Source organism: Kocuria rhizophila (genome assembly GCF_003667225.1).
GTDB classification, from domain to species: domain Bacteria; phylum Actinomycetota; class Actinomycetes; order Actinomycetales; family Micrococcaceae; genus Kocuria; species Kocuria rhizophila.
Genome location: NZ_RCOM01000006.1, coordinates 37061 through 58442, shown reverse-complemented (window position 1 = coordinate 58442; position 21382 = coordinate 37061). Strand labels below are relative to the sequence as shown.

Genomic DNA, 21382 nt, shown 5'->3' with positions numbered 1-21382 from the left:
CCCCTCAGGTCCACCCCTGCGGGCACCCCACCGGGGCCCACCGAGACGCTGAAGGACTGGATGGTGGCCAGGGCTTCCGCGAAGCGGGGTCCCGGGTGACGCCCGTGGTGCCGCCGGGCGGCAACGATGAGCTCACGGGAGAGCCTGTCCCTGACTTCTTCCCGGCCCCGTCCCTCCGGACGACCCTCCAACTGGACCGTGAGCCAGCCGTGGTGGTCTGCCTGGGCCCGGAGAACGTTCAGGAGCACGGTCTTGCCCACGCCGCGCAACCCGGTGAGGACCATTCCCCGGTTGGGGCGGCGCAGCTTGGTGCGGGCGATCAGGAGGTCGAAGGCCTCGACTTCCGCCGCGCGGCCGCTGAGCACTTTCGGACGCAGGCCCGAGCCGGGGCTGTAGGGATTGGCAGCGAGGTCCATGCAGGAAATTCTATGCAGGTATAGTAAATTTTATATACCTGCCACCATTTCCCTAGGTTTCGCATCACCACAGCTCAGCGGCATCTGGACCAGCCATTTCCCTCAATTATGGCCCTGTCACTGGACCACTTCCGCGCGTCAGGATGGACCCCATGACTGAGACTTCCCAGACCTCCGCCCAGAACCCCACCCCCGTGACCGGCTCGCGCCTCGTGAAGCGCGGTCTCGCGGACATGCTCAAGGGCGGCGTGATCATGGACGTGGTCACCGCGGAGCAGGCCCGCATTGCCGAGGACGCCGGTGCGGTGGCCGTCATGGCCCTCGAGCGCGTGCCCGCGGACATCCGCTCGCAGGGCGGCGTGGCGCGGATGAGCGATCCGGACCTCATCGAGTCCATCATCGACACCGTCTCCATCCCCGTGATGGCCAAGGCGCGGATCGGGCACTTCGTGGAGGCGCAGGTGCTGCAGCACCTCAAGGTGGACTACATCGACGAGTCCGAGGTGCTCTCCCCGGCGGACTACGCCAACCACATCGACAAGCACCGCTTCGACGTCCCGTTCGTGTGCGGCGCCACCAACCTGGGCGAGGCGCTGCGCCGGATCACCGAGGGCGCGGCCATGATCCGCTCCAAGGGTGAGGCCGGCACGGGCGACGTCTCCGAGGCCACCAAGCACATCCGCACCATCCGCGCGCAGATCGCGGAGCTGCAGGCGCTCTACACCGCCGCCCCGGACGCCCTGTACGTCAAGGCCAAGGAGCTGCAGGCGCCCTACGAGCTCGTGGCCGAGGTGGCCCGCACCGGGTCCCTGCCGGTCGTGATGTTCACCGCCGGCGGCGTGGCCACCCCCGCGGACGCCGCGATGATGATGCAGCTGGGCGCGGACGGCGTGTTCGTGGGCTCCGGCATCTTCAAGTCCGGCAACCCCGCCGAGCGTGCGCGCGCGATCGTGGCCGCGACCGCCTACTACGACGACCCCGCCCGCATCGCGGACGCCTCCCGCGGCCTCGGCGAGGCCATGGTGGGCATCAACGTGGCGGACCTCCCCGCGCCGCACCGTCTCGCGGAGCGCGGATGGTGAGCGAGCCCCGCTCGCAGCACCCCATGACCGACGACGCCGCCCTCCCGGCCACCGCTGCCCTCCCCACCTCGGGCGCGCGGGCCGCGGAGGCGGCGTCGTCCCCCGTGGTGGGCGTGCTCGCCCTGCAGGGCGGGGTGGTCGAGCACATGAGGGCCGCGGAGTCCCTGGGCGCCCGTGCCGTGAAGGTGCGCGCACCCGAGGATTTGGAGGGCATCGACGCGCTGATCCTTCCCGGCGGCGAGTCCTCCACCGTGGACCGGCTGTGCCGCACGTTCGGACTGTTCGAGCCGCTGCAGGAGGCGATCCGCGGCGGGCTGCCCACGCTCGGGACGTGCGCGGGGCTCATCATGCTGTCCTCGGGGATCGAGGACCCCGCGCCGGGCCAGCAGTCTCTGGGCGTGCTGGACGTGAGCGTGAACCGCAACGCGTTCGGCTCGCAGGTGGCGTCCGCAGAGGTGGACCTGCCGTGGCTGGGCCCGCCGAGCGACGTCGTCGGGCCGGGAGACCACCTGAAGGCCGCGTTCATCCGTGCGCCGGAGGTCACCCGCACCGGCGAGGGCGTGGAGGTGCTCGCAAGGCACGGGGACGCGGTGGTCGCGGTGCGGCAGGGGAGCATCCTGGGCATCAGCTTCCACCCCGAGCTCATGGGGGACACCACGCTGCACCGGCTCCTGCTGCGGGACGCCGCGCGACATCCGGCGCAACACGGGTAGCGCCGGCCCGGCGCCACGGTGTAGACCTGACTCCCTTGACCACGTCGACGGAGGATCTCTTGGCAGGCTTCACCACTCGCACCATCCACGCGCTGCACGACGTCGCCCTGGGCGCCGTGGTGCCCCCGATCCACACCGCGTCCACGTTCCTGCAGCCCACCGAGGGCGGGGAGGGGCCGTTCGAGTACCAGCGCGGGTCCAACCCCACCCGCACCGACGCCGAGACCACGCTGGCGGCTCTGGAGGGGGCACGGCACTCGTTCGCGTTCTCCACCGGCATGGCGGCCACGGGCGCCGTGCTGGGGACCCTGCACTCCGGTGACTCGATCATCATGGGCCTGCCCGTGTACGGCGGGAACTACCGCTGGGCCACCATCGAGCTGCCCAAGCGCGGTGTGACCACCCACTTCCACGACGACCTCAACCAGCTCACGGACGAGGACTTCGACGAGAGCACCCGCATGGTGTTCCTGGAGACCCCGACCAACCCCACGCTGCGCGTGACCGACATCCGCCGCGTGGTGGAGCTGGCCCACCGCCACGGCGCCCAGGTGGTCGTGGACAACACCTTCCTCACGCCCTACCTGCAGCGTCCCCTGGACCTGGGCGCGGACGCCACCGTGCAGTCCGCCACCAAGTACCTGGGCGGGCACGGGGACCTGCTGGGCGGCGTCGTGAGCACGAACGACGACGCCTTGGCCGAGCAGGTGCACCTGGCCCAGATGATCTCGGGCGGGGTGCTGTCCCCCATCGACTCGTACCGGCTGATCCAGTCGGTGAAGACCCTGGGGATCCGCCTGGACCGCCAGCAGGAGAACGCCCGGAGGATCGTGGAGTTCCTGCGCGGGCGCCCCGAGGTGGCGCGTGTTCTCGTGCCGGGCTCGTACGACGACACCGAGGCCCGGATCCAAGAGGGCCAGGCGGACGGCCCCGGCGGCCTGTTCTCGTTCGAGCTCGTGCCGGGCAAGGACGTCCGCGCGTTCCTGGGCGCACTGAAGATCTTCGGCTTCGCCGTGAGCCTGGGCGGGATCGAGTCCCTGATCTGCCTCCCCACCTCCATGACCCACGGGGCCTACTCCCCCGAGGACCGGGAGACCGCCCACCTGACCGAGAACCTGCTGCGCGTGGCCGTGGGCATCGAGGACGTCGAGGACCTGCTCGCGGACCTCGCCCAGGCCCTCGACGCCGCCTGAGCGCGGGGATCGCCATGTCACCGCACCGACCGACCCGGCGGGCCGTCCTCAGCGCCACCGGACTGGTGGGGCTCAGCGCCGTTCTCGCGGCCTGCTCCTCGCCGTCCGGCGCTCCGGACGGTTCCGCCACCGCGCCCACCGAGGACGTCCTGCAGCGGATCCAGGACGCCGGCGAGGTGCGCATCGGCATGGAGGGGACGTTCCGCCCCTACGGCTACCACGACGGCTCCGGGGCTCTGGTGGGCTTCGAGAAGGAGATCGCGGAGCTGATCGCCCGGGACCTCGGTGTGCGGGCCACGTTCGTGGAGACCCAGTGGGACTCGCTGATCGCCGGGGTGGACGCCGGGCGCTACGACCTGGTGCTCAACAACATCGCCCCGACCGACAAGCGCAAGGAGAAGTTCGACTTCTCCGTCCCGTACGCGGTGTCCGAGGGACGCGTGGGAGTCGCCAAGGACTCCCCCCTGACCTCCGTGGACCAGGTGCCCGGGCACACCGCGGCCCAGACGGAGACCTCCAACTTCGGCCAGACCATGGCCCAGCAGGGCGCCCAGCTGGTGCCCGTGACCGGTTTCGACGAGGCGGTCATGCTGGTGACCTTCGGCCGCGTGGACATGACCGGCAACGACTTCGTGACCTTCCAGTCCTTCTTCGACCAGCGCCCGGACGCCGAGATCCGCCTCCTGGAGGGCGCGCTCGGCGAGCCCTCCGAGTCCGCGGTGCTCATGCCCCTGAACCAGCCGCGGCTGCGCTCGGCCGTGGACGCGTCCCTGACCACCCACATGGACAACGGAGATCTGAAGCGGATCTACGAGAAGTACGTGTCCACCGACCTCACCCCGGAGCCATGACAGATTTCCTGAGCCTATGGGCCGACTCCCTGCCCCAGCTGCTGGCGGCCACCGTGACGGTGACCATTCCACTCAGCATCGTCTCCTTCGTGCTGGCCCTGGTGGTCGCGGTGCTCGCCACCACCATGCGCCTGAGCCGGATCCTGCCGTTGCAGTGGGTCTCCCGCTTCTACGTGTGGCTGTTCCGGGGCACCCCGATCCTGGTGCAGCTGTTCATCATCTTCTACGGGCTGCCCGCCGCAGGCATCACGCTCTCCGCGTGGACGTCCGCGATCATCGCCTTCACGCTGAACACCGGCGCCTACGCCGCGGAGACCCTGCGGGCCTCCGTGCAGTCCATCCCGCGGGGCCAGCTCGAGGCCGCCCGGACCCTGAACTACACGGGGTGGCAGACCGTCCGCCACGTGATCGCACCCCAGGCGCTGCGGATCGCGCTGCCACCGCTGGGCAACGACCTGATCGACCTGGTCAAGGGCACGTCCCTGGTCATGGTCATCACCCTGGCGGACGTGTTCCAGGTGGGCCGCCAGATCGCGGCCACCACGTTCCAGCCGCTCGCGCTCTACACGGAGGTGGCCGTGATCTACCTGGCCATCTTCACCGTCCTGTCCTTCCTGCAGTCCCGCCTGGAGCGGGCGTCCAACCGCTACGTGAGGAGCCCCCATGCTTGAGCTGCGCGACGTCTCCAAGAGCTTCGGGGACACCCCGGTGCTGAAGGACATCTCGCTGTCCCTGCGGGACGGTGAGACCACCGTGGTGCTGGGGCCCTCCGGGTCCGGGAAGTCCACGCTGCTGCGCACCATGAACCTGCTGGAGATCCCCGAGTCCGGGAGCCTGAGCATCAACGGGGACTCGGTGACCTTCGGCGGGACGCTCACCCGCAGGCAGGTCTCCGCCATCCGCCGCCGCTCGGCCATGGTGTTCCAGGGGTACAACCTGTTCCCCCACCAGAGCGTGCGGGACAACGTGGCCATGCCCCCGGTGCTCAACGGCAAGACCGACCGGGCTGCTGCCCGGGTCCGTGCCGAGGAGCTGCTGGACAAGGTGGGCATGGCGCACCGGCTGGACGAGTACCCGGACAACCTCTCGGGCGGACAGCAGCAGCGCGTGGCGATCGCCCGGGCCCTGGCCGTGGAGCCGGACTACCTGCTCTTCGACGAGCCCACCTCCGCGCTGGACCCCGAGCTGGAGGCCGAGGTCATCAAGGTCATGGTGGAGCTGGCCCGCGAGCGCCGCTCCCTGGTGGTGGTGACCCACAACATCGGCTTCGCCCGCCGGGTCGCGGACCGCATCGTGTTCCTCGCGGACGGCGGCGTGGGGTTCGACGGCGCCCCGGAGGACTTCTTCGCGTCCGGCAACGAACGGATCCGGCGCTACCTCAACGTCTTCGACGCCGTCTGAGCACACCCACGCCCACCCCGACTCCCGTGCGTCCCGTCCCGTGCGAGCACCACGGAGCACGACGACGCTTGGCACCCGCCCGGGCCGCCGCGCCCCGCGGGCGGCAACGCAGCGGCGTCGTCCCCCGGCGGGCCGCGCAGGCCGCGCTCAGAAGCTGCCGGACGCCCCGCCTCCGGTGAAGCCGCCGCCCCCGCCGAACGAGGTGGACGCGCCCCCGCCGTAGTTCGATCCCGAGGAACCGGACGAGTGGGAGATCCCGCTGTAGACGGACGGGTACATCGCATACAGCGGCAGCCAGGACTGGAACGACGGCGCGTACTGGACCTCGCGCTCCACCCCGTCCTTGTCCTTGGCGGTGCCGGGGGTGTCGTTGAGCCCGGGAGCCTTGCGGTTCTGCTCCCGGTAGCGGTAGTACGCACGGCGCATGCCCTCCGTGATGTTCTCCTCCGGGTGCTCGCGCTGGAACTGCTCGATCTCCCGGTCCGCCTGCTCACGAATCTTCTTGGTGCGGCGGCTGCGACCCCAGACGAGGAGGGCGGTCACCACGCCACCGAGCCCGAGCGCCCCGAGCACCACCGCCACGAGGGTGTTGCTCTTGGCCTGCCGGTCCGCGGCGGCCTGAGGGTTCGCCTGGTCGTAGACCTCCGTGACGGTGTCCGTGAACGCGCCGGCGTAGTCCTCGTCCTGGAACCCGGGCTCGAGCTCCTGCTCCATGATCTTCTCGGCATCTGAGTCCGAGAGCACCTCGCGGGCGCCGTCCGCCACCTCGATGCGCAGCTCCCTTTCGCCCATGTCCGCGACCACGAGCACGCCGTTGTTGCGGCCGTCCTCACCCACGCCCCAGTCCGTGGCGACCTTGCGGGAGAACTCCTCGATGTCCTCACCCTGGGTGTCGTTCACCGTGAGCACCGAGGCGCGGATGTACTCGTTGTCCTTGTTCTTGTCCCCGATCAGCCGGTTGAGGTCCGCCTCCTCCTGCGTGGTCAGCAGGTCCGCCTGGTCCTGGACCGCACCCTCGGCCGGCCGCGGCGGAACCTCCAGGGCCTGGGCGGGCAGCGCGGAGCCCACCACGAGGGAGGCGCCCAACCCTGCCGTGAGCAGCACGCGCGATGCAGGGGACAGGGCGGTCTTTGAGGTGGTCACGGGATCCTCCCGGGCTCGGTCTCCGGCGCGGTGCGCCGCTTCGTGCCGTCCAGGCTACGTGCGCGTCGTGTCCCGGGCCACATCGGGAAGTCCTTCGGCGCGGCGCACGGAGGACAGGACCGCGGGCCGGCCCCCTGGTCCAGGGAACCGGCCCGCGAGAGCCCGCAGTGCGGCGTCGTGCGCGTCAGCTGCGTGCGCCGGGAACCACCATCACCGGGGAGTCCGCGTCCGCCAGCACCGCCTGGGAGACGGAACCCATGAGCAGACCGCGGAAGCCGCCGTAGCCGCGCGTGCCCATGACCATGAGGTCCGCGGTGTGCGAGGCGTCCACGAGTGCGTCCGCGGGGCGCCCGTCCAGCACGCGCGTGACGATCTCCAGGTCCGGGAAGTCTCCGCGCAGCTCCTGCGCCACGGACTCCGTGAGCTCCTGGGCCGGTGCCTTGAGCTGCTCCTGGACGGCGCGGTCCAGCTCGTAGGAGTTCATGGGCAGGTAGCTGGTGGTGGGGACCACGCTGACCACCGCGAGCGTGAGGCCGTGCTCCGCGGCGTAGCGGGCGGCCAGCGGCACCGCGGCGTTCTTGGCGCCCAGCTTGTCCACACCCACCACCACGCAGCCCGTGAAACTCTCACCCTCGGGACGGGACTCGCGCGCCTCGGGGTCCCAGCTCTCCGGGAGGATGACCACCGGGGCCTTGGCGTGGGAGGCCACGGCCGCGGAGACCGAGCCCACCCGGCCGCGCACCCCGTGGTGGCCGCGCTTGCCCATGACCACCATGGCGGCGTCCTGCGCCTCGTAGACGATGACCCCGGCGGCGTCGCCGCGCTCGATGATGCCCTGGGCGGTGACTCCCGCGGTCCTCGCCTTCTCCACGGCGTGCTTGGCGAGCTTCTCCGACTCCTCCTGCAGAGCCTCCGCGAAGGCCCCGTAGAGGGACTGGTCCAGCCCGGTCTGGCGCCCCGTGGAGAGCACGATCTTCACGGGCAGCTGCCGCTGCTGGGACTCCGCGATCGCCCAGTCCAGGGCGCGCTCACTGTGGTCGGAGCCGTCGTACGCCACCACGATGTTCTGTGTCATGAATCTGCACCTGCTTGTCTCGATCGGGAAGGGGAATGTGCTGGAGCGGGCTCAGCGCTTGCTGGGGACCACCATCACGGGTCCGGCGGCGCCGGTCAGCACGGCCTGGGACACGGAGCCCATGAGCAGGCCGGTGAACCCGCCGACCCCGCGAGAACCCACCACCACGAGTTCCGCGGTGCGGGAGGCCTGCACGAGCACGCGCCCCGGCCGGCCCAGGAACGCGTAGTCCGAGACCTGCACACCCGGTGCCCGCTCCGCGATGCTGCGCGCCAGCGCCGAGAGCTTCTTGAGGGACTCCTCGAAGTAGTAGGTCTGGTTGTACTGGTCCTGGAACCACTCGGGCGTCCCGGACAGCGCGCCGTTCACGGTCACCAGGCTGAGCCCCAGCCCGTGGGACGTGGCGTACTCGATGGCCTGGGCCACCGCGGGGTTCTCGTCCCCGGCGGCGTCCATGCCCACCACCACGGTCCCGGAGAAGTCCGTCTCGGACGCGGAGACGCGCGCCTTGTCCTGCTGCCCGGTGAGCTGGACGTCCTGTGCCTCCTGCGCCTCGGAGCGTGCCTGCTCCTGGTCCGAGGAGTCCTGCTGCGCCCCGGGCGGGACCACGATCACGGGAACGGGGCTGTGGGCGGCCACCGCGTTGGAGACCGAGCCCAGGCGGCCGCGCAGGGCACCTCCCCGGCCGCGCTTGCCCATGACCACCAGGGAGCAGTCCTTGGCGGCGCGCAGCACGGAGCGGGCGGCGTCGCCCTCGGCGGTGACCGTGTCGAGCGGGACCTCCGGATCCTGCTGCCGGGCGTGCTCCACGGCGGCCAGCAGGTTGTTCTCGCACTCCTGGCTGACGGCGTCCCGGTAGCGGGCCTCCAGTTCGGGCTCCCCCACGATGGCCACGGGGAACGCGCCGATCAGGCGCACGCCCACGTTGCGGGCACGGGCCTCCGCTAGCGCGCGGTCGAGAGCCCGCAGGGCGATCTCCGATCCGTCGATGCCCACGAGGACGGGAGCGGTGGACGAGGTGTTGCGAACGTCTTTGTTCATGCCTTAACAGTAGTCCCGTGAGCTGGGAACGGAACGGTTCACCACGCGTGATCCCGGCGCTCACGGGCCCCGGCGCACGACGCCGCTCGGCCCGGCGCTCTGCCCCGCCGTACCTCCACGCGACGGCACCTCCCGGACGTCTCCGCAGCTCCCGCGGGCCCATTGCGGTGATGCCCTGCCCTCACGCCATGGCGAGCATCCAGCGCGAACCGCGGATGCGCCAGCCCAGGGTGGCGGCACGGGCACCCGTGTAGCCGCCGGCGTATGCGAGCCACAGCCACACCGCCCCGGCCGCTCCGGTGCCGCCCCACTGGGCCACGGCCCACAGCAGCGGGAGGTAGACCACCAGGTTCACGACCCCGGCCAGGGCCAGGTAGCGGGCGTCCCCGGCGCCGATCAGCACGCCGTCGAGCACGAACACGAACGCCGCGACCGGCTGGCCCACGGCGACCACCAGCAGGGAGACACCGAACAGTGCCTGCACGTCCTGCGAGTCCGTGAACAGGAACCCCAGCCGCGGGCCCAGCACACCCACCAGCAGCCCGGTGACCACGCCGAAGCCGAGCCCCCAGCGCAGCAGCCGCCGCATGAGCAGCCGCACGGCATCCCGGTCTTGCTGGCGGCTCACGTCCCGGGCGCCCAGCTCCTTGCCGAGCAGCGCCTGAGCGGCGATGGCGAGCGCGTCCAGGGCGAAGGCCAGGAAGTTGAAGATGGTCATCGTCAGCTGGTACGCGGCCAGGTTCTCCGCGCCCTGGGCGGTGGCCACCACCACGGTGGAGAGGATCGCCACGCGCAGGGACAGGGTGCGCAGCATGAGCCACGAGCCCACCGTCAGGTGCCCCCGGATCCCGCCCCAGCTTGTCCGCACCGCCACGCCCTCCGCACGGAACCGGCGCCCCAGCATCACCAGGTAGGTCAGGGCCATGCCCCACTGGGTGATGCTGGTGCCGATCGCCGCGCCGGCCACCCCCAGGTCCGCGCCGTAGACCAGGGCGAAGTTCAGCCCGGCGTTCACGGCTGCACCCACACCGGCGACGAGCAGCGGGGTGGTGGTGTCCTGCAGCCCGCGCAGCACCCCCACCGACGCGAGGACGATCAGCATGGCCACCAGGCCGGGCAGGGACCACAGCGCGTACGACGTCGCGTGGTCCAGCACCTCCCCCTGCGCACCCATCGCGCGCAGCAGGGGCCGCATCACCACCGCGCCGACGGCCGCCAGCACCACGCCCAGGCCCGCGGCGGTCCACAGTCCGTCCCGACCCACGCGCAGGGCGTCCGCCATCCGTCCGGCCCCGAGGTGGCGTGCCACCGCCGGTGTGGTGCTGTAGGCCAGGAACACCATGAGCCCCACCACGGTCTGCACCAGGGTGGAGGCGATCCCCACACCCGCGAGCTCGGCGGTGCCCAGGTGCCCGATGATCGCCGAGTCCGCGAGCAGGAACAGCGGCTCCGCGATCAGCGCCCCGAACGCGGGCACGGCGAGCGCGAGGATCTGCCGGTTCAGGCCCGGGGCGCGGGAGGGTGCCGACGCCGCGGGGTCGGCCTCTGCGGCGTCGTCGGGCGTGGGCTGCTGCGCGGGGGATGAGGGCACCGCTCCAGGGTAGGCGGGGCCCGCGGTCAGTGCCCACGGGCGGTCCCGGGAGGATCAGGGCTGCGGGTCGCGCGCGTCGTAGCGCAGGAAGCCGGGGAACGCACGCACCAGGATCAGCACGAGGACCATGCACACGGCCGCTCCGCCGAGGGCGGCCCAGCCCGGGCCGAGCAGCTGACCGCCGGCGCCCAGCACGGCGTCACCCAGACGTGGTCCTCCGGCGACCACCACGATGAAGATGCCCTGCAGCCGGCTGCGCAGGGCGTCCGGGGTGGCGGCCTGCAGGATGGTGGTGCGGAAGAGCATGGACACGGAGTCCATGACCCCGGCGGCCACGAGGGTCGCGCAGGCGAGCGCCAGGGGCCAGGCGGTGTCCGCCCCCGCACCCCGGGACGCGAGCAGCACCACCGCGCCGAACGCCATGATGCAGACCGCCCAGCCGGCCACTGCCGCGGCGCAGGCCCGGCCGTGATGATTGATGCGTATGAATGTTCCTGAGAACACGCCCGCGATCACGGACCCCGCGGCCAGGGACGCGGTGAGCAGCCCAACCGTGAGCTGGTCCCCGCCCAGCACGGACGCACCGAGCACGGGGAACAGGACGCGCGGCATCGCGAACACCATGGCGGCGATGTCCAGCAGGAAGGTCATGCGCAGGTTCGGGCGGGTGGCCAGGAAGCGGAAGCCCTCCACCACGGAGCGGAACCCCGCCCTGGTGGCACCGCCCTCCCCGGGATCGGGCGGCAGCGGCGGGAGCTTGTACATGGCCCACAGGCTCACCGCGAAGCTCAGGGCGTCCAGGGTGTAGGCCCATGCGAAGCCCAGACCGGCCACCGTGAACGCGCCGAGCAGCGGCCCCACCATGAGGCACGAGCCCATGGTCAGCTGGAACAGCGCGTTGGCGGCGGGCAGCTGGCGGGCGGGCACCAGGCGGGGGACGATCGCGCCACGCACGGGCTGGCCCAGCCCCTGTGCGAAGGAGTGCAGGGACACGATGGCGTAGAGCACCCCCACGCTGCGGACGTCCAGCCACGCGTGCGCGGCGAGCGCCACGGTCATGGCGAACAGTCCCACGGTGGTCCACAGCCCGGCCAGCCGGCGGTCGTGGGCGTCCCCGATGGACCCGCCGTAGAGTCCGGCAACGATCAGCGGCACCAGCGCGAACACGCCCACCAGCCCCACCGCGAACGTGGAGTGGGTGAGCTCGAAGACCTCCAGGCTGATGGCGATCACCGTGAACTGGCTGCCCAGCATGGACAGCGTGGAGCCCGCCCACAGCCGGCGGAAGGCGGGGATCTCGCGCACGGGCGAGACGTCGAGGAGGAAGCGGGCCACGCACCGATCCTAGGGTGCGCACGCCAGGTCCCGGCCCGACGTCCGGTTCGGCCCTCCGCACACCCCGCCCCGGCATCCCGCGCGGGGTGCCTCGTGCGTGTCCGCCGCACCGCTTACCCTGAGACCACCCCCACGTCCCCGGGATCCCAGGAGCACCCATGCGCACACGCGAGCAACGCTGGGCCGCGCGTTCGGCCCGCGGCTGGCCGCGCCTGCGCGTCCACGCGGTGCTCAACGGCCTGGGCGCGCTCGTGGCGGGCGCCGGCCTGCTGTGGTTCACCCACGGGCCCCTGCAGTTCCGCAACTTCCCGGCGGGTGAGGTCGGCTGGGTGTGGCGGGTGGTGACGCTCGCGCTGGCGGTGCTCGTGCCGTACGTCCTGCTCGCCATGGGCGGCTACCTGCTGCTGGCGGGAGCCACCGCCACGCAGCGCGCCGCGCTGGCCGCCGGGCGTTCCCGCACGGTGGTGCTCAACCCGGACGATCCGGACGAACCGCCCGTCACGGTCCTGAAACTCACCGAGCACACGCCACCGGGCGTGAAGATCCGTGCGCACGCCCTGCACGGCCGCCACCACGACAGCCGCTACAGCCGCGACCTGCTGGGACTGCTGCCCGTGCAGTCCCCCGTGGCTCTCGCACCGCTCGTGGTGGGCATCCTGGCGCTGCTCGTGGCCACCGTCTACTACTCCACCGGCTACGGCGAACCCGCCACGGTGCTGCTGCTGGGCATCGCCTACCTGGGGTGGAAGTTGTTCCGTGGTTGGCGCAGCCACCGGGTCTTCGCGGACACCCACTGGGAGACCCCCGCGGAGCTCGTGGTGGACACCGGCCCCGTCCCGCGTGTCACGCCCCTGCAGGAGCACTCCTACGACACGGAGCCTGCCCCGCGCGTCTCCCACTACACGGACGACGACGCCGCGGTGCCGCCCGCGCGCGGCCGGGAGCGGGCGGCGTCGTACCGCGGGGACACAAGCTACGACGAGGAGCCGTACGAGACCACGGACGAGCTGCCCGTGATCGAGCAGATCCGGGAGCGGTACGCGGAACCGCGGCGGCAGAGCAAGTCCCAGCGGCGCCTGGCCGAACGCGCCGAGCGGGAGGCGGTCCGGCGGCGGCTGCCCCGCGTGGTGGAGGCGGAACGCGCCCCCACGGACGCCACCGCACCGATCACGCGTGTGGACGCGAACGGCGGCCCCGCCCGGGACCCGCAGACGGAGGCCGCGGAACAGCAGCAGCAGCGTCTGCACCAGAAGCGCTACGAGGACCACCTGCAGCGCCACCAGGAGAAGCGCGAGGACCGGCTGCGCAACGCCGAGGCCCGCGAGCCCGAGGAGGCGCCCTCGCTGCTCGGCTACGCGATGAACCGGCTGAAACGCCGCGGGGACGGGTCCTAACGCCCCCTGGGCGGGCGCGCTCTCACGTGACCCCCACCCGAACCGGATGACTCGGGGACCGTCCGACCTGCCAACCGTCAATGTCCGGAGCGCCGCCTTGAACCACCGCTGGAAGAGCGTCCTGACCTTCGTGGGTGGCTGGCTGCTCGGAGCCGTGTTCGTGCGCCTGGCCCTGGACTGGTCCGACGCGCAACCGTACGAAGGTGCCATCACGGAGGCCCGGTACATCGTGATCGCCGTCCTCGCTCTCACCATTGGGGTCGGGGCCACGATTGCGGCCGTGATCATCTGGTGGAGGGGTCACCGACGGCGCCCCCGCGCAGAGGGACACCAGGACAAGCCCAGCGCGTTCTGACCGCTTCCCGACCCCGCGGGGCCCGTCCCCCCAGCTGACCGGGCGATAATGAGCGCATGGACACTCCCCAGAGCCCCGTGCTCGACGCCCTCGAGCGCTTCCACGCCACCCGCGAGGAGGTGGAGCACTTCGTGGTCACCTACCGCTCGGCGATGGACGAGATCGAGACCAAGGTCCGGGTGCTGCGCCGGGAGTTCACCTCCGTGCACGACTACAACCCGATCGAGCACGTCAGCAGCCGGCTCAAGGGCCTCGACAGCCTGCACCGCAAGGCGGAGTCCCGCGGTCTGAACAGCCTCGCGGAGATCAAGGACAACCTCACGGACATCGCCGGTGTGCGGATCACGTGCTCGTTCGCCCACGACGTCTACCGGGTCCGGGACATGCTGTGCTCCCAGGAGGACCTCACGCTCGTGCAGGAGAAGGACTACATCCGGGAGCCCAAGGAGAGCGGGTACCGCAGTCTGCACCTGATCGTGAAGGTGCCGGTGTTCCTGTCCTCCCAGGTGGAAGTGGTGCCCGTGGAGGTGCAGATCCGCACCATCGCCATGGACTTCTGGGCCAGCCTGGAGCACAAGATCCACTACAAGCTGGCCGGAGAGGTCCCCGAGGACCTCCGCAGGCGCCTGGTCAGCGCCGCGGACACCGCCGCCGCCATGGACACCGAGATGGAGGCGCTGCACCACGAGATGCGCCAGCTGAAAGAGGTGAACCGGGACGGGGTGGACCCCATCGTGGGTCAGATGCTGCGCACCCTGTCCCTGTTCGAGCGCGAGCGGCAGTGAGTTCCGCCGGTCAGTGCACCGGCGCCGGATCCGGCGTGATCGCGTAGAAGATCAGGCCCACGGCGGTCCCCATGATGGCCGCGGGGATCGCCACGCCACCGCTCACCAGTACCACGATGATGAACACTGCCGTGGGCTTGCGCATCCCCACGGTGGCCGCGGCGGCCATGCCCGCCACGGCGGCCGCCTCCACGGGCAGGTCCAGGAACGAGCACGCCAGGACCCCCACGGCGGATCCCGCCAGGACGAGCGGGAAGAAGTCGCCGCCCAGCCAGCCCGTGTTGAGGTTGATGGCGGTGGCCACCATCTTCAGCAGCGCGATGCCGAGCAGCGCCCACCACGCCCCCGCTGCCGCGAGCTCGAGCACCCCGCCCACGTCCTCGTGGCCCGAGAAGCGGATCTGCGGCACCGCCGTGGCCATCGCCGCGAAGACGACCGTGCCCGCCATGATGCGCACCCAGGGGCGGGTGCTCTTCGCCGCAAGGGCGCCGATCGGCCCGCGGACGGCGATGTAGAACAGCGCGAGGAGTGAACCGAACAGGGCGGCGACGGCGCTGGCGGCCACGTCCCGCACGCTCAGGTCCACGTGCTGCAGTCCCAGCGTGGCACCGGGTGCGGAGAAGAGGTCGTGGACCAGCAGGAAGCTGAGGAAGCCCACGGCGCCCGCGATGATGTTCGCGAGGTTCACGGCCTTGTCCTTGCGGTCCGGCTCGAACATGGTGGAGCCCGTGGGGGCCCCGTACAGGGCACCGAGCGAGGCCGAGGTGCCGGTCTGCCCGATCAGGCGCTCCTCCTCCTCGTTGCGCGCCACCCGGGTGGTCACGAGCGCGGAGATCTCCCCCATGACCGCGATCAGGCTGGCCTCGGGTCCGATCGCTCCGCCGAAGCCCACGGCCACCACGCCCCGCAGCGCCATGAAGGCGGTGCGGCGCCGGTGCAGGCGCACGGGGTCGGCGGCGTCGCTGACCTGCTCGATGAGGCCTTCATCCGCGGCCCAGTGATGCAGGACGGCCAGGATCGCACCGCCGGTGAGGATGATGAGCGGAATCAGCCAGCGGGCGTCGGTGGAGCTCCAGATCGCGTGCTGGAGCGAGTGCATCAGACCGAGCATCCCTGCCGCCACGGCACCGCCGAGGATGCCCTGCCCCACGGCGATGGCCAGGGAGCGGCGGGTCAGCGCGGTTGTTCTGAACACGGTGCGGGATCCTCGAGGAGCAGCAGGGAGAGGGAAAGGACCGTCAGACGCCGGCGCGGGACGCGGAGGCGTTCGCCTGCTCCATCTTCTTGCGCTGCGAGCGCACGGTGAACCCGGCGACGACCAGGGCAACGCCCCACGCGATGGCCAGGATGCCCAGCCACAGGGTGATGGTGAGGGCGCCGACCCCGGGGTTGACCATGAACAGCACGCCGCCGATGATCCACAGGACGGCGCTGATGATCAGCCAGACGCGGGACGTCGTCCCGGCGGTCCCCTTGAGGCCCGCCACGAGATCCACGACGCCGCGGATCAGGAGCCAGATGCCGATCAGGAAGGTGAAGGTGGCCACGCCGGCGAAGGGGTGGATCAGGGCGGCGATGCCCACGATCACACCGATGATGCCCGCCATGATCCCCATCCAACGACCGTGCGCGGACTTGCCGCGGAACACCGCGACGAGCATGGTGACGCCCTCGATCAGGGCGTAGGCGCCCCAGATCATCACGAGCGCCACGGCGGTCCCCATGGGGACCAGCACGGTGATCATGCCCAGGAGGGCGGCCATGGCTCCCATGGTGATCAGGATGCCGGCGCTGCGCTGGGGAACGGCCTTCACGGAGGACTCCGATCGTCGAGGGGGTCGTGCCCCCATGGGCACACGCGTAGCGTAACAGCGGGGTCTTGGCAACCGCTGTGGACGGGCCTCCGTGACGAGGGGGAACGGTCAGGCCGCAGGCGGGGCCACGGCCCCGGGCGCGACCCGGTCCGGTGCATCCACCCGCGCCCGGGTGCCCAGCTGCCAGATCCGGCGCACGGTCCACACCAGCAGGGCCACCAGCAGCGCGTTGCGCGTGGTGAGCACCGCGGCCATGACCGGGTTCGCGTGGATCAGCGGCGTGTAGAACAGCGGGTAGATCACGAACGTGGTGGCGGCGATCCCCAGGGTCAGCAGCGCGGGGGTGCGCCACCGCACGCGGTCGTGGAGCAGGCCCACCATGATCACGGGAGCCAGCCACACCATGAACTGCGGGGAACCCACCTTGTTGAACACGATCAGCACGAGGGTGAGCAGCAGGGTGCCCGCGTAGACGAGCCGCCCGCGGTCCGCGCCGCGGCGCAGCGCCCGGATCAGCAGGGCCGCGGACAGCACCACCGCCACGAGCAGCAGGGGCTGCATGAGGGAGGCCATGGTCTCCACCCCCGGGCCGTAGACCTCGGTGGAGTTGATCGCGGTGTTGTCCGCGATCCGGAAGCCCTCGATGCCGAGCACCGCTCCCCACACCCACGGTGTGGAGAACGTGGCCTCGAGCTGCATTCCGCGGGAACCCTGGTTCAGGGCGAAGTCCGCGATCTTGTCGATGCCCCCGAGCACGAGCACTCCCGCGACCACCGCGGCGGTCACGGCCACGCCGGCCAGCACCACGCGCACCCGCTGGCGCAGCGCGACCACCATGGCCAGGATGGCGGCCGCGGGCCACACCTTGATCCACGTGGCCACGCTCAGCAGCGCGGAACCGACCGCGGGTCGGCGCACCGCGTAGAGCAGCCCCACGAGCATGATGGGCGCTGCCACGCCCTCCACGCGGGCGAAGCTGAGGTATCCCATGAACACGGTGAACACCACCCACCACCAGCCGGCCACCACGGCGCCGCGGCGACGGCTCTGCACCGCGGAGCTGCCGTGGGGGTCACCCGCGTCCGTCCCCGCGTGGACGACGCCGCTCGGGCCGTCCCCCACCAGACCGGGCAGCTCGCTGCGCGCCGGGCGGTGGGCGCGGTGCAGCAGGAACCACATGGCCACGGCATTGAGCGCGGTGATCATGAGCGTCCAGCCCAGGAGGTAGAGGTCGTGACCCATGACCCGGGGCAGGAAGATGAACACCTGCGCGAGCACGGGGTACACCCACGGGCTCACGGCGTCCTCGACCGGGGCGTTGTAGCCCGCCATGGCCCACTCGCGGTACTGCTCGGTGTCGCTGAACGCCCAGCCGTGCAGGAAGAACGAGGCCATCCAGCCCAGGAAGTACAGGTGCACCACCGCGAAGCCGCACCACACCGCGGCCGGGCGCACGAGCCACGCGCCCGCGCGGGAACGGAACCCGGCGGCGTCGGCCTCAGCCCTGCGGGGACGCAACCGGCGCCTCCTTCGGAGCGGAACCAAGGCGGTGCAGCCGGCGCGCGGACCACCACATGAGCACCACGAGCAGCGCGTTGCGGAAGGTCAGCACCGCGGCCATGAACGGATTGTTGTGACTCAGGGCCGTGTAGAAGAGGGGGTAGATCAGGAACGTGGCGATCCCGATCAGCACGGCGAGCACCGCAGGGGTGCGCCACACGCGCCAGTCGTGCACCAGGCCCACCGCGATCACGGGGCCCAGCCACACCATGAACTGCGGCGAGCCCACCTTGTTGAACACGATGAACGCGGTGACCATGGTCAGGGACCCGGCCAGGAACAGGGCGGTGCGGTCCAGCCGGCCGGCGTTCACGCCGCGGTGCAGCGCGCGCAGGATCAGCCAGACCACCGCGAGGGCCGCGAGCATCAGCAGCGGCTGCATGAGCTTGGACATCACGTCCGAGCCGGGGCCGTCCACCTGCATGGAGTTGATGTCCGTGTTCATGTACATGTGGGAGTCGCCGATGTGCAGCACGGACAGCCACAGCCACGGCGTGGTGAAGGTGGCCTCGAGCTGCATGCCCCGGTCACCCTGCTGCGTGGCGAAGTCCGCGATCTTCTCCACCGAGCCCGACGCCGCCGCCACGCCCACCGCGCCCAGCGTCACCAGGACGCCGGCGAGCAGGACGGCGCCGCGGCGTCGTGCGGCGCTCAGCAGGGCGAGGACCACCGCGGCCGGCCAGACCTTGATCCACGTGGCGACGCTGAGCACCGCGGACGCCGCGAAGGGGCGGGAGACGCCGTAGACCAGGCCGATCAGCACGATCGGAGCGGTGAGCCCGTCCACCCGGGCGAAGCCCAGCCAGCCCATGAGCAGGATGAACAGGAGCCACCACCAGCCGGCGGGCAGGGCGGCACGGTTGCGGCCCCAGTCCGTGAGCTTTCCCATGGCCAGGGCGTCCAGCATCGTGATGATCAGGACCCACAGGAAGAAGAACGGGCCGGGGCCGAAGGCGTAGGCGACGGCCATGGGGATCTGCGCGAGCACGGGGTACACCCACGGGCTCGGGCCGGAGGGCAGGTTGGCCTCGTCGAAGCCGGCGGCGGCCCAGTCCCGGTAGATGTTGGTGTCGCTGAAGGCGTTGCCCTGCAGGGACGCGATCAGCGCGAAGACCAGGAAGCCCACGTGCACCACCAGGAACCCCACCAGCAGACCGCGGGGGGTCGTGAGCGCGTGCTGCCAGCGCCGGGGGATCACGGCATCGCGGAACCGGGTGAGGGCCGCGAAGTATTTCTCAGTGGGCACGAATAGATCCTTGTCCGACGGCGTGACGTGGGGTGTTCAGGCGGGGTGGCACCTGCCCGGTGCCGGTCGCTCGAGGGCGCTCCGGCGGCATGGGGCGCACGCGTGGTGCCCCCGCCCTCAGAGTCTATGGGGCCGCGCCGGGCAGCGGTTGCCCTGCCCCGCCGAATCCCCCGGAAGATTGCCGGGTGGCGGGGACGCCGTCCTGTAAAGTCGAGGGGCGGAGCCGCTGAACACCTCGGCTCGCCCACCGCTGGTTGGCCGAGGGGGTTGGAGTCCATGACCGCGTCAGCTTCTTCCACTCCGCCCGCGGGACCGCACACCGGATCAACCGCCACCATCGAGCTGCACGCCCGCGTGGCCGTGATCCAGGGCGTGATCGGCTCGGTCATGATGTTCCTGGGTTCCCTGGGGACCGGGTGGATCGCCAACGGCTCCCCCATGGTCCGCCACCCCCTGATCATCGAGCTGCGCGTGAACGTGTGGGGGGTCTACGCGTGCACCGCCCTGCTGACCCTGGGCGCCATGCTGCTCATCCGCTCGTGGCTGCGGCTCGGGCAGCGGCTGCGGGGCTGGCCCCCGGGCTCCCAGCGCACCGTCACCACGGCCATCGTGGCGTGGTCGCTTCCTCTGCTGTTCGCCGTGCCCATCTACTCCCGGGACGTCTACGCGTACATCGGTCAGGGACGGCTCATGCTGGCCGGCCAGGACCCGTACACGGAGGGCATCTCCTCCCTGGACAACTGGTTCATGCTGGGCGCGGACCCGGAGTGGGCCGAGGCCCGCACCCCCTACGGGCCGTACTTCCTGTGGATCGCCGCCGCGGTGGTCAAGATCACCGGCGCGCAGCCGGACCTCTCCGTCATGCTCTTCCGGCTAGTGGCCTGCGTGGGCGTGGCGCTGTGCGTGGTCTACGTGCCCAAGCTCGCCCGGCTGCACAGTGTCAACGGCGCCCGCGCCCTGTGGATCTCCGTGGCCAACCCGCTGTTCCTCATCAGCTTCGTGGCCAGTGCCCACAACGACGCCCTCATGGTGGGCCTCGCCGTGGCCGGTGTGTACTTCGCGGCCACAAAACATCCCATCATCGGAATACTCCTGGTGACGGGGTCCATCGGCATCAAACCCATCACCATCCTGTTGCTGCCGTTCGTCGGGCTGCTGTGGGCGGGCAAGGGGGCCTCCTGGCCGCGCCGCTTCCTGATCTGGGCGGCCACGGCGTCCCTCAGCTTCGGCGTGCTGGCGGTCAGCGGGCTGGTGGACGGCCTGGGGCTCGGCTGGACCTGGGCGCTGCTGGACCCCACCCCCGGCTACACGGGCTACTCGCCCTCCGGGTTCCTGGGACAGCAGGTGGAGCGGCTGGGCAACGCCCTGGGCCTGCACGGCGACCAGCTGGCCCAGCAGTTCCGCCGCCTGCTCCAGGGCAGCGCGATCATTATCGTGCTTGTGCTCATGTTCGTGGGCGGGGACCGCAAGATCGTGCGCCGCATGGGCATCTCCTTCGCGGCCGTGGTGCTGCTCTCCCCCATCATCCAGCCCTGGTACATCCTGTGGTTCCTGCCCCTCCTGGCCGCCACCGGCATCAAGGACAACTGGCAGATCCGCAGCATCTACATCGTGATCACGTTCTTCGTGGTCTTCGGCGCGCAGGACCAGCTCTCCGTGTGGCCGTTCATCGACCTCCGGGTGAGCGTGTCCCAGGTGGCGTTCGTGATCGCCGTGGCCTTCACCCTCTACCTCGCGCTGCTCGACCGGCGCACCCGCACCCTCCTCACGCACGGCGGGTGGCGGGGCTGGTTCGGGCCCGGTCCCGCACAGCCGTCCACGGAGCTGCGCTGGCCGAGCTGAGACCGGAGGACGACGACGCCGCGCGGCCGGGTTCCGCACGGGCCGCCGCCGGGTGCCGAGTTGCGGCTGTTCCCGGTGGCCGGTCAGCCCGTGGCCTACACGCTCTGGAACGGGACCGCGCCGAAATTCGGCACTCTCCGCGCCGAGCCGTGACTAGTTCAACCCCCGCAGCCGCTCCAGCTCTCGGCGGTCCTTCTTGGTGGGGCGTCCCGCTCCCCGGTCCCGGCGAGCCACCGGCACGCTGAGCTCCGCGGGGCGCGGCGGTGAGTGGTCCACGTAGCACTTCACGGCCACCGGGGCGCCCACGCGCTTGACGATCAACCGGGTGACCTCGAACTCCTGCTGCCACCCCGGGCGCTTCACACTCACCCTGTCTCCCACGCGCACCGGCTGGGCCGCCTTCACGGGGGCGCCGTTGAGACGGACGTGCCCGGCACGGCATCCCTGGGTGGCGGAGGAACGGGTCTTGAACAGCCGGACGGACCACAGCCACACGTCCAGGCGCACACTCGCGGGATCATTGGTGGGCATGGATCCACGGTACT

At 71.1% G+C, this 21382-nt stretch carries 21 protein-coding genes; 10 read left to right on the top strand and 11 right to left on the bottom strand.

Translation table 11 applies throughout. The features are described 5' to 3' along the window. Positions 1-416 (bottom strand): ATP-binding protein (locus D9R02_RS02295; RefSeq protein WP_147435320.1); only part of this gene is annotated, 416 nt, incomplete at its 3' end. Positions 417-568: 152 nt separating this feature from the next. Here D9R02_RS02295 and pdxS point away from each other — a divergent pair. The 6 genes from pdxS to D9R02_RS02265 are packed head-to-tail and all read left to right on the top strand — an operon-like array spanning position 569 to position 5656. Then, positions 569-1498, top strand: a complete 930-nt coding sequence (gene pdxS / locus D9R02_RS02290; RefSeq protein ID WP_019309740.1) for a pyridoxal 5'-phosphate synthase lyase subunit PdxS — start codon at positions 569-571, stop codon at positions 1496-1498. Next, positions 1495-2211, top strand: coding sequence for a pyridoxal 5'-phosphate synthase glutaminase subunit PdxT (gene pdxT, locus D9R02_RS02285; RefSeq protein ID WP_183085936.1), 717 nt, complete (start codon positions 1495-1497; stop codon positions 2209-2211). Before pdxS ends, pdxT begins: the two co-directional genes overlap by 4 nt. Positions 2212-2270: 59 nt before the next feature. After that, positions 2271-3404 carry a trans-sulfuration enzyme family protein gene (locus tag D9R02_RS02280; RefSeq protein ID WP_070637166.1) on the top strand — a complete coding sequence of 378 codons (1134 nt, stop codon included), beginning with the start codon at positions 2271-2273 and terminating at the stop codon, positions 3402-3404. Positions 3405-3418: 14 nt separating this feature from the next. Beyond that, positions 3419-4255 (top strand): amino acid ABC transporter substrate-binding protein, encoded by an 837-nt coding sequence (locus tag D9R02_RS02275; RefSeq protein ID WP_070637168.1) that lies wholly within the window; start codon positions 3419-3421, stop codon positions 4253-4255. Next, complete coding sequence (locus D9R02_RS02270) at positions 4252-4926, top strand: amino acid ABC transporter permease (protein WP_019309736.1); 675 nt, start codon at positions 4252-4254, stop codon at positions 4924-4926. Before D9R02_RS02275 ends, D9R02_RS02270 begins: the two co-directional genes overlap by 4 nt. Beyond that, positions 4919-5656: an amino acid ABC transporter ATP-binding protein gene (locus tag D9R02_RS02265; RefSeq protein ID WP_121566260.1), complete on the top strand. Its 738-nt coding sequence runs from the start codon at positions 4919-4921 to the stop codon at positions 5654-5656. Before D9R02_RS02270 ends, D9R02_RS02265 begins: the two co-directional genes overlap by 8 nt. Before the next feature lie 147 nt (positions 5657-5803). On the opposite strand, the gene D9R02_RS02260 is transcribed toward D9R02_RS02265, so the two are convergent. The 5 genes from D9R02_RS02260 to D9R02_RS02240 form a co-directional block, all read right to left on the bottom strand. Further along, positions 5804-6799, bottom strand: a complete 996-nt coding sequence (locus tag D9R02_RS02260; protein ID WP_121566259.1) for a TPM domain-containing protein — start codon at positions 6797-6799, stop codon at positions 5804-5806. A gap of 184 nt (positions 6800-6983) precedes the next feature. Next, entirely contained in the window at positions 6984-7874 is an 891-nt protein-coding gene (locus D9R02_RS02255; protein WP_121566258.1) for a universal stress protein, read from the bottom strand. 51 nt (positions 7875-7925) lie between these two features. Further along, positions 7926-8915: a universal stress protein gene (locus D9R02_RS02250; protein WP_121566257.1), complete on the bottom strand. Its 990-nt coding sequence runs from the start codon at positions 8913-8915 to the stop codon at positions 7926-7928. Positions 8916-9096: 181 nt separating this feature from the next. Continuing rightward, a complete protein-coding gene (locus tag D9R02_RS02245; RefSeq protein ID WP_259463894.1) occupies positions 9097-10506 on the bottom strand; it encodes an MATE family efflux transporter in 1410 nt (469 codons plus the stop codon). A 54-nt stretch (positions 10507-10560) separates the two neighbouring features. Beyond that, positions 10561-11841, bottom strand: coding sequence for an MFS transporter (locus tag D9R02_RS02240; RefSeq protein WP_121566256.1), 1281 nt, complete (start codon positions 11839-11841; stop codon positions 10561-10563). Positions 11842-11999: 158 nt separating this feature from the next. Between D9R02_RS02240 and D9R02_RS02235 the strand changes: the two genes are divergently transcribed. The 3 genes from D9R02_RS02235 to D9R02_RS02225 all read left to right on the top strand — a co-directional run bounded on the left by D9R02_RS02235 (position 12000) and on the right by D9R02_RS02225 (position 14375). Beyond that, positions 12000-13235 carry a hypothetical protein gene (locus D9R02_RS02235; protein WP_121566255.1) on the top strand — a complete coding sequence of 412 codons (1236 nt, stop codon included), beginning with the start codon at positions 12000-12002 and terminating at the stop codon, positions 13233-13235. A 97-nt stretch (positions 13236-13332) separates the two neighbouring features. Then, positions 13333-13590, top strand: a complete 258-nt coding sequence (locus D9R02_RS02230; protein WP_121566254.1) for a hypothetical protein — start codon at positions 13333-13335, stop codon at positions 13588-13590. Between the two features lie 56 nt (positions 13591-13646). Then, positions 13647-14375 (top strand): GTP pyrophosphokinase, encoded by a 729-nt coding sequence (locus D9R02_RS02225; protein WP_121566253.1) that lies wholly within the window; start codon positions 13647-13649, stop codon positions 14373-14375. Between the two features lie 10 nt (positions 14376-14385). Here the strand turns inward: D9R02_RS02225 and D9R02_RS02220 are convergent, their stop codons facing one another. From D9R02_RS02220 to D9R02_RS02205, 4 genes are all read right to left on the bottom strand, one after another. Continuing rightward, the gene (locus tag D9R02_RS02220) at positions 14386-15570 is read right to left on the bottom strand and encodes a chloride channel protein (RefSeq protein WP_121566252.1); all 1185 of its coding nucleotides are present in this window, start codon (positions 15568-15570) and stop codon (positions 14386-14388) included. Between the two features lie 43 nt (positions 15571-15613). After that, the gene (locus D9R02_RS02215) at positions 15614-16189 is read right to left on the bottom strand and encodes an HdeD family acid-resistance protein (protein ID WP_183085935.1); all 576 of its coding nucleotides are present in this window, start codon (positions 16187-16189) and stop codon (positions 15614-15616) included. Positions 16190-16297: 108 nt separating this feature from the next. After that, positions 16298-17707 (bottom strand): glycosyltransferase 87 family protein, encoded by a 1410-nt coding sequence (locus tag D9R02_RS02210; RefSeq protein WP_121566250.1) that lies wholly within the window; start codon positions 17705-17707, stop codon positions 16298-16300. Then, a complete protein-coding gene (locus tag D9R02_RS02205) occupies positions 17688-18995 on the bottom strand; it encodes a glycosyltransferase 87 family protein (protein WP_121566249.1) in 1308 nt (435 codons plus the stop codon). The genes D9R02_RS02210 and D9R02_RS02205 overlap by 20 nt, the downstream gene beginning before the upstream one ends. Before the next feature lie 276 nt (positions 18996-19271). Between D9R02_RS02205 and mptB the strand changes: the two genes are divergently transcribed. Next, complete coding sequence (mptB, locus tag D9R02_RS02200) at positions 19272-20837, top strand: polyprenol phosphomannose-dependent alpha 1,6 mannosyltransferase MptB (RefSeq protein WP_121566248.1); 1566 nt, start codon at positions 19272-19274, stop codon at positions 20835-20837. Between the two features lie 153 nt (positions 20838-20990). On the opposite strand, the gene D9R02_RS02195 is transcribed toward mptB, so the two are convergent. Then, on the bottom strand, positions 20991-21368 hold the full coding sequence (locus D9R02_RS02195) for an RNA-binding S4 domain-containing protein (protein ID WP_047979277.1): 378 nt from the start codon (positions 21366-21368) through the stop codon (positions 20991-20993). Positions 21369-21382 lie beyond the last annotated feature (14 nt).

Coding starts and splice junctions, on each gene's coding strand:
- pdxS (WP_019309740.1), top strand. CDS start 569: ATGACTGAGACTTCCCAGACCTCCGCCCAGAACCCCACCCCCGTGACC.
- D9R02_RS02275 (WP_070637168.1), top strand. CDS start 3,419: ATGTCACCGCACCGACCGACCCGGCGGGCCGTCCTCAGCGCCACCGGA.
- D9R02_RS02270 (WP_019309736.1), top strand. CDS start 4,252: ATGACAGATTTCCTGAGCCTATGGGCCGACTCCCTGCCCCAGCTGCTG.
- D9R02_RS02265 (WP_121566260.1), top strand. CDS start 4,919: ATGCTTGAGCTGCGCGACGTCTCCAAGAGCTTCGGGGACACCCCGGTG.
- D9R02_RS02255 (WP_121566258.1), bottom strand. CDS start 7,874: ATGACACAGAACATCGTGGTGGCGTACGACGGCTCCGACCACAGTGAG.
- D9R02_RS02250 (WP_121566257.1), bottom strand. CDS start 8,915: ATGAACAAAGACGTTCGCAACACCTCGTCCACCGCTCCCGTCCTCGTG.
- D9R02_RS02235 (WP_121566255.1), top strand. CDS start 12,000: ATGCGCACACGCGAGCAACGCTGGGCCGCGCGTTCGGCCCGCGGCTGG.
- D9R02_RS02225 (WP_121566253.1), top strand. CDS start 13,647: ATGGACACTCCCCAGAGCCCCGTGCTCGACGCCCTCGAGCGCTTCCAC.
- mptB (WP_121566248.1), top strand. CDS start 19,272: ATGACCGCGTCAGCTTCTTCCACTCCGCCCGCGGGACCGCACACCGGA.
- D9R02_RS02195 (WP_047979277.1), bottom strand. CDS start 21,368: ATGCCCACCAATGATCCCGCGAGTGTGCGCCTGGACGTGTGGCTGTGG.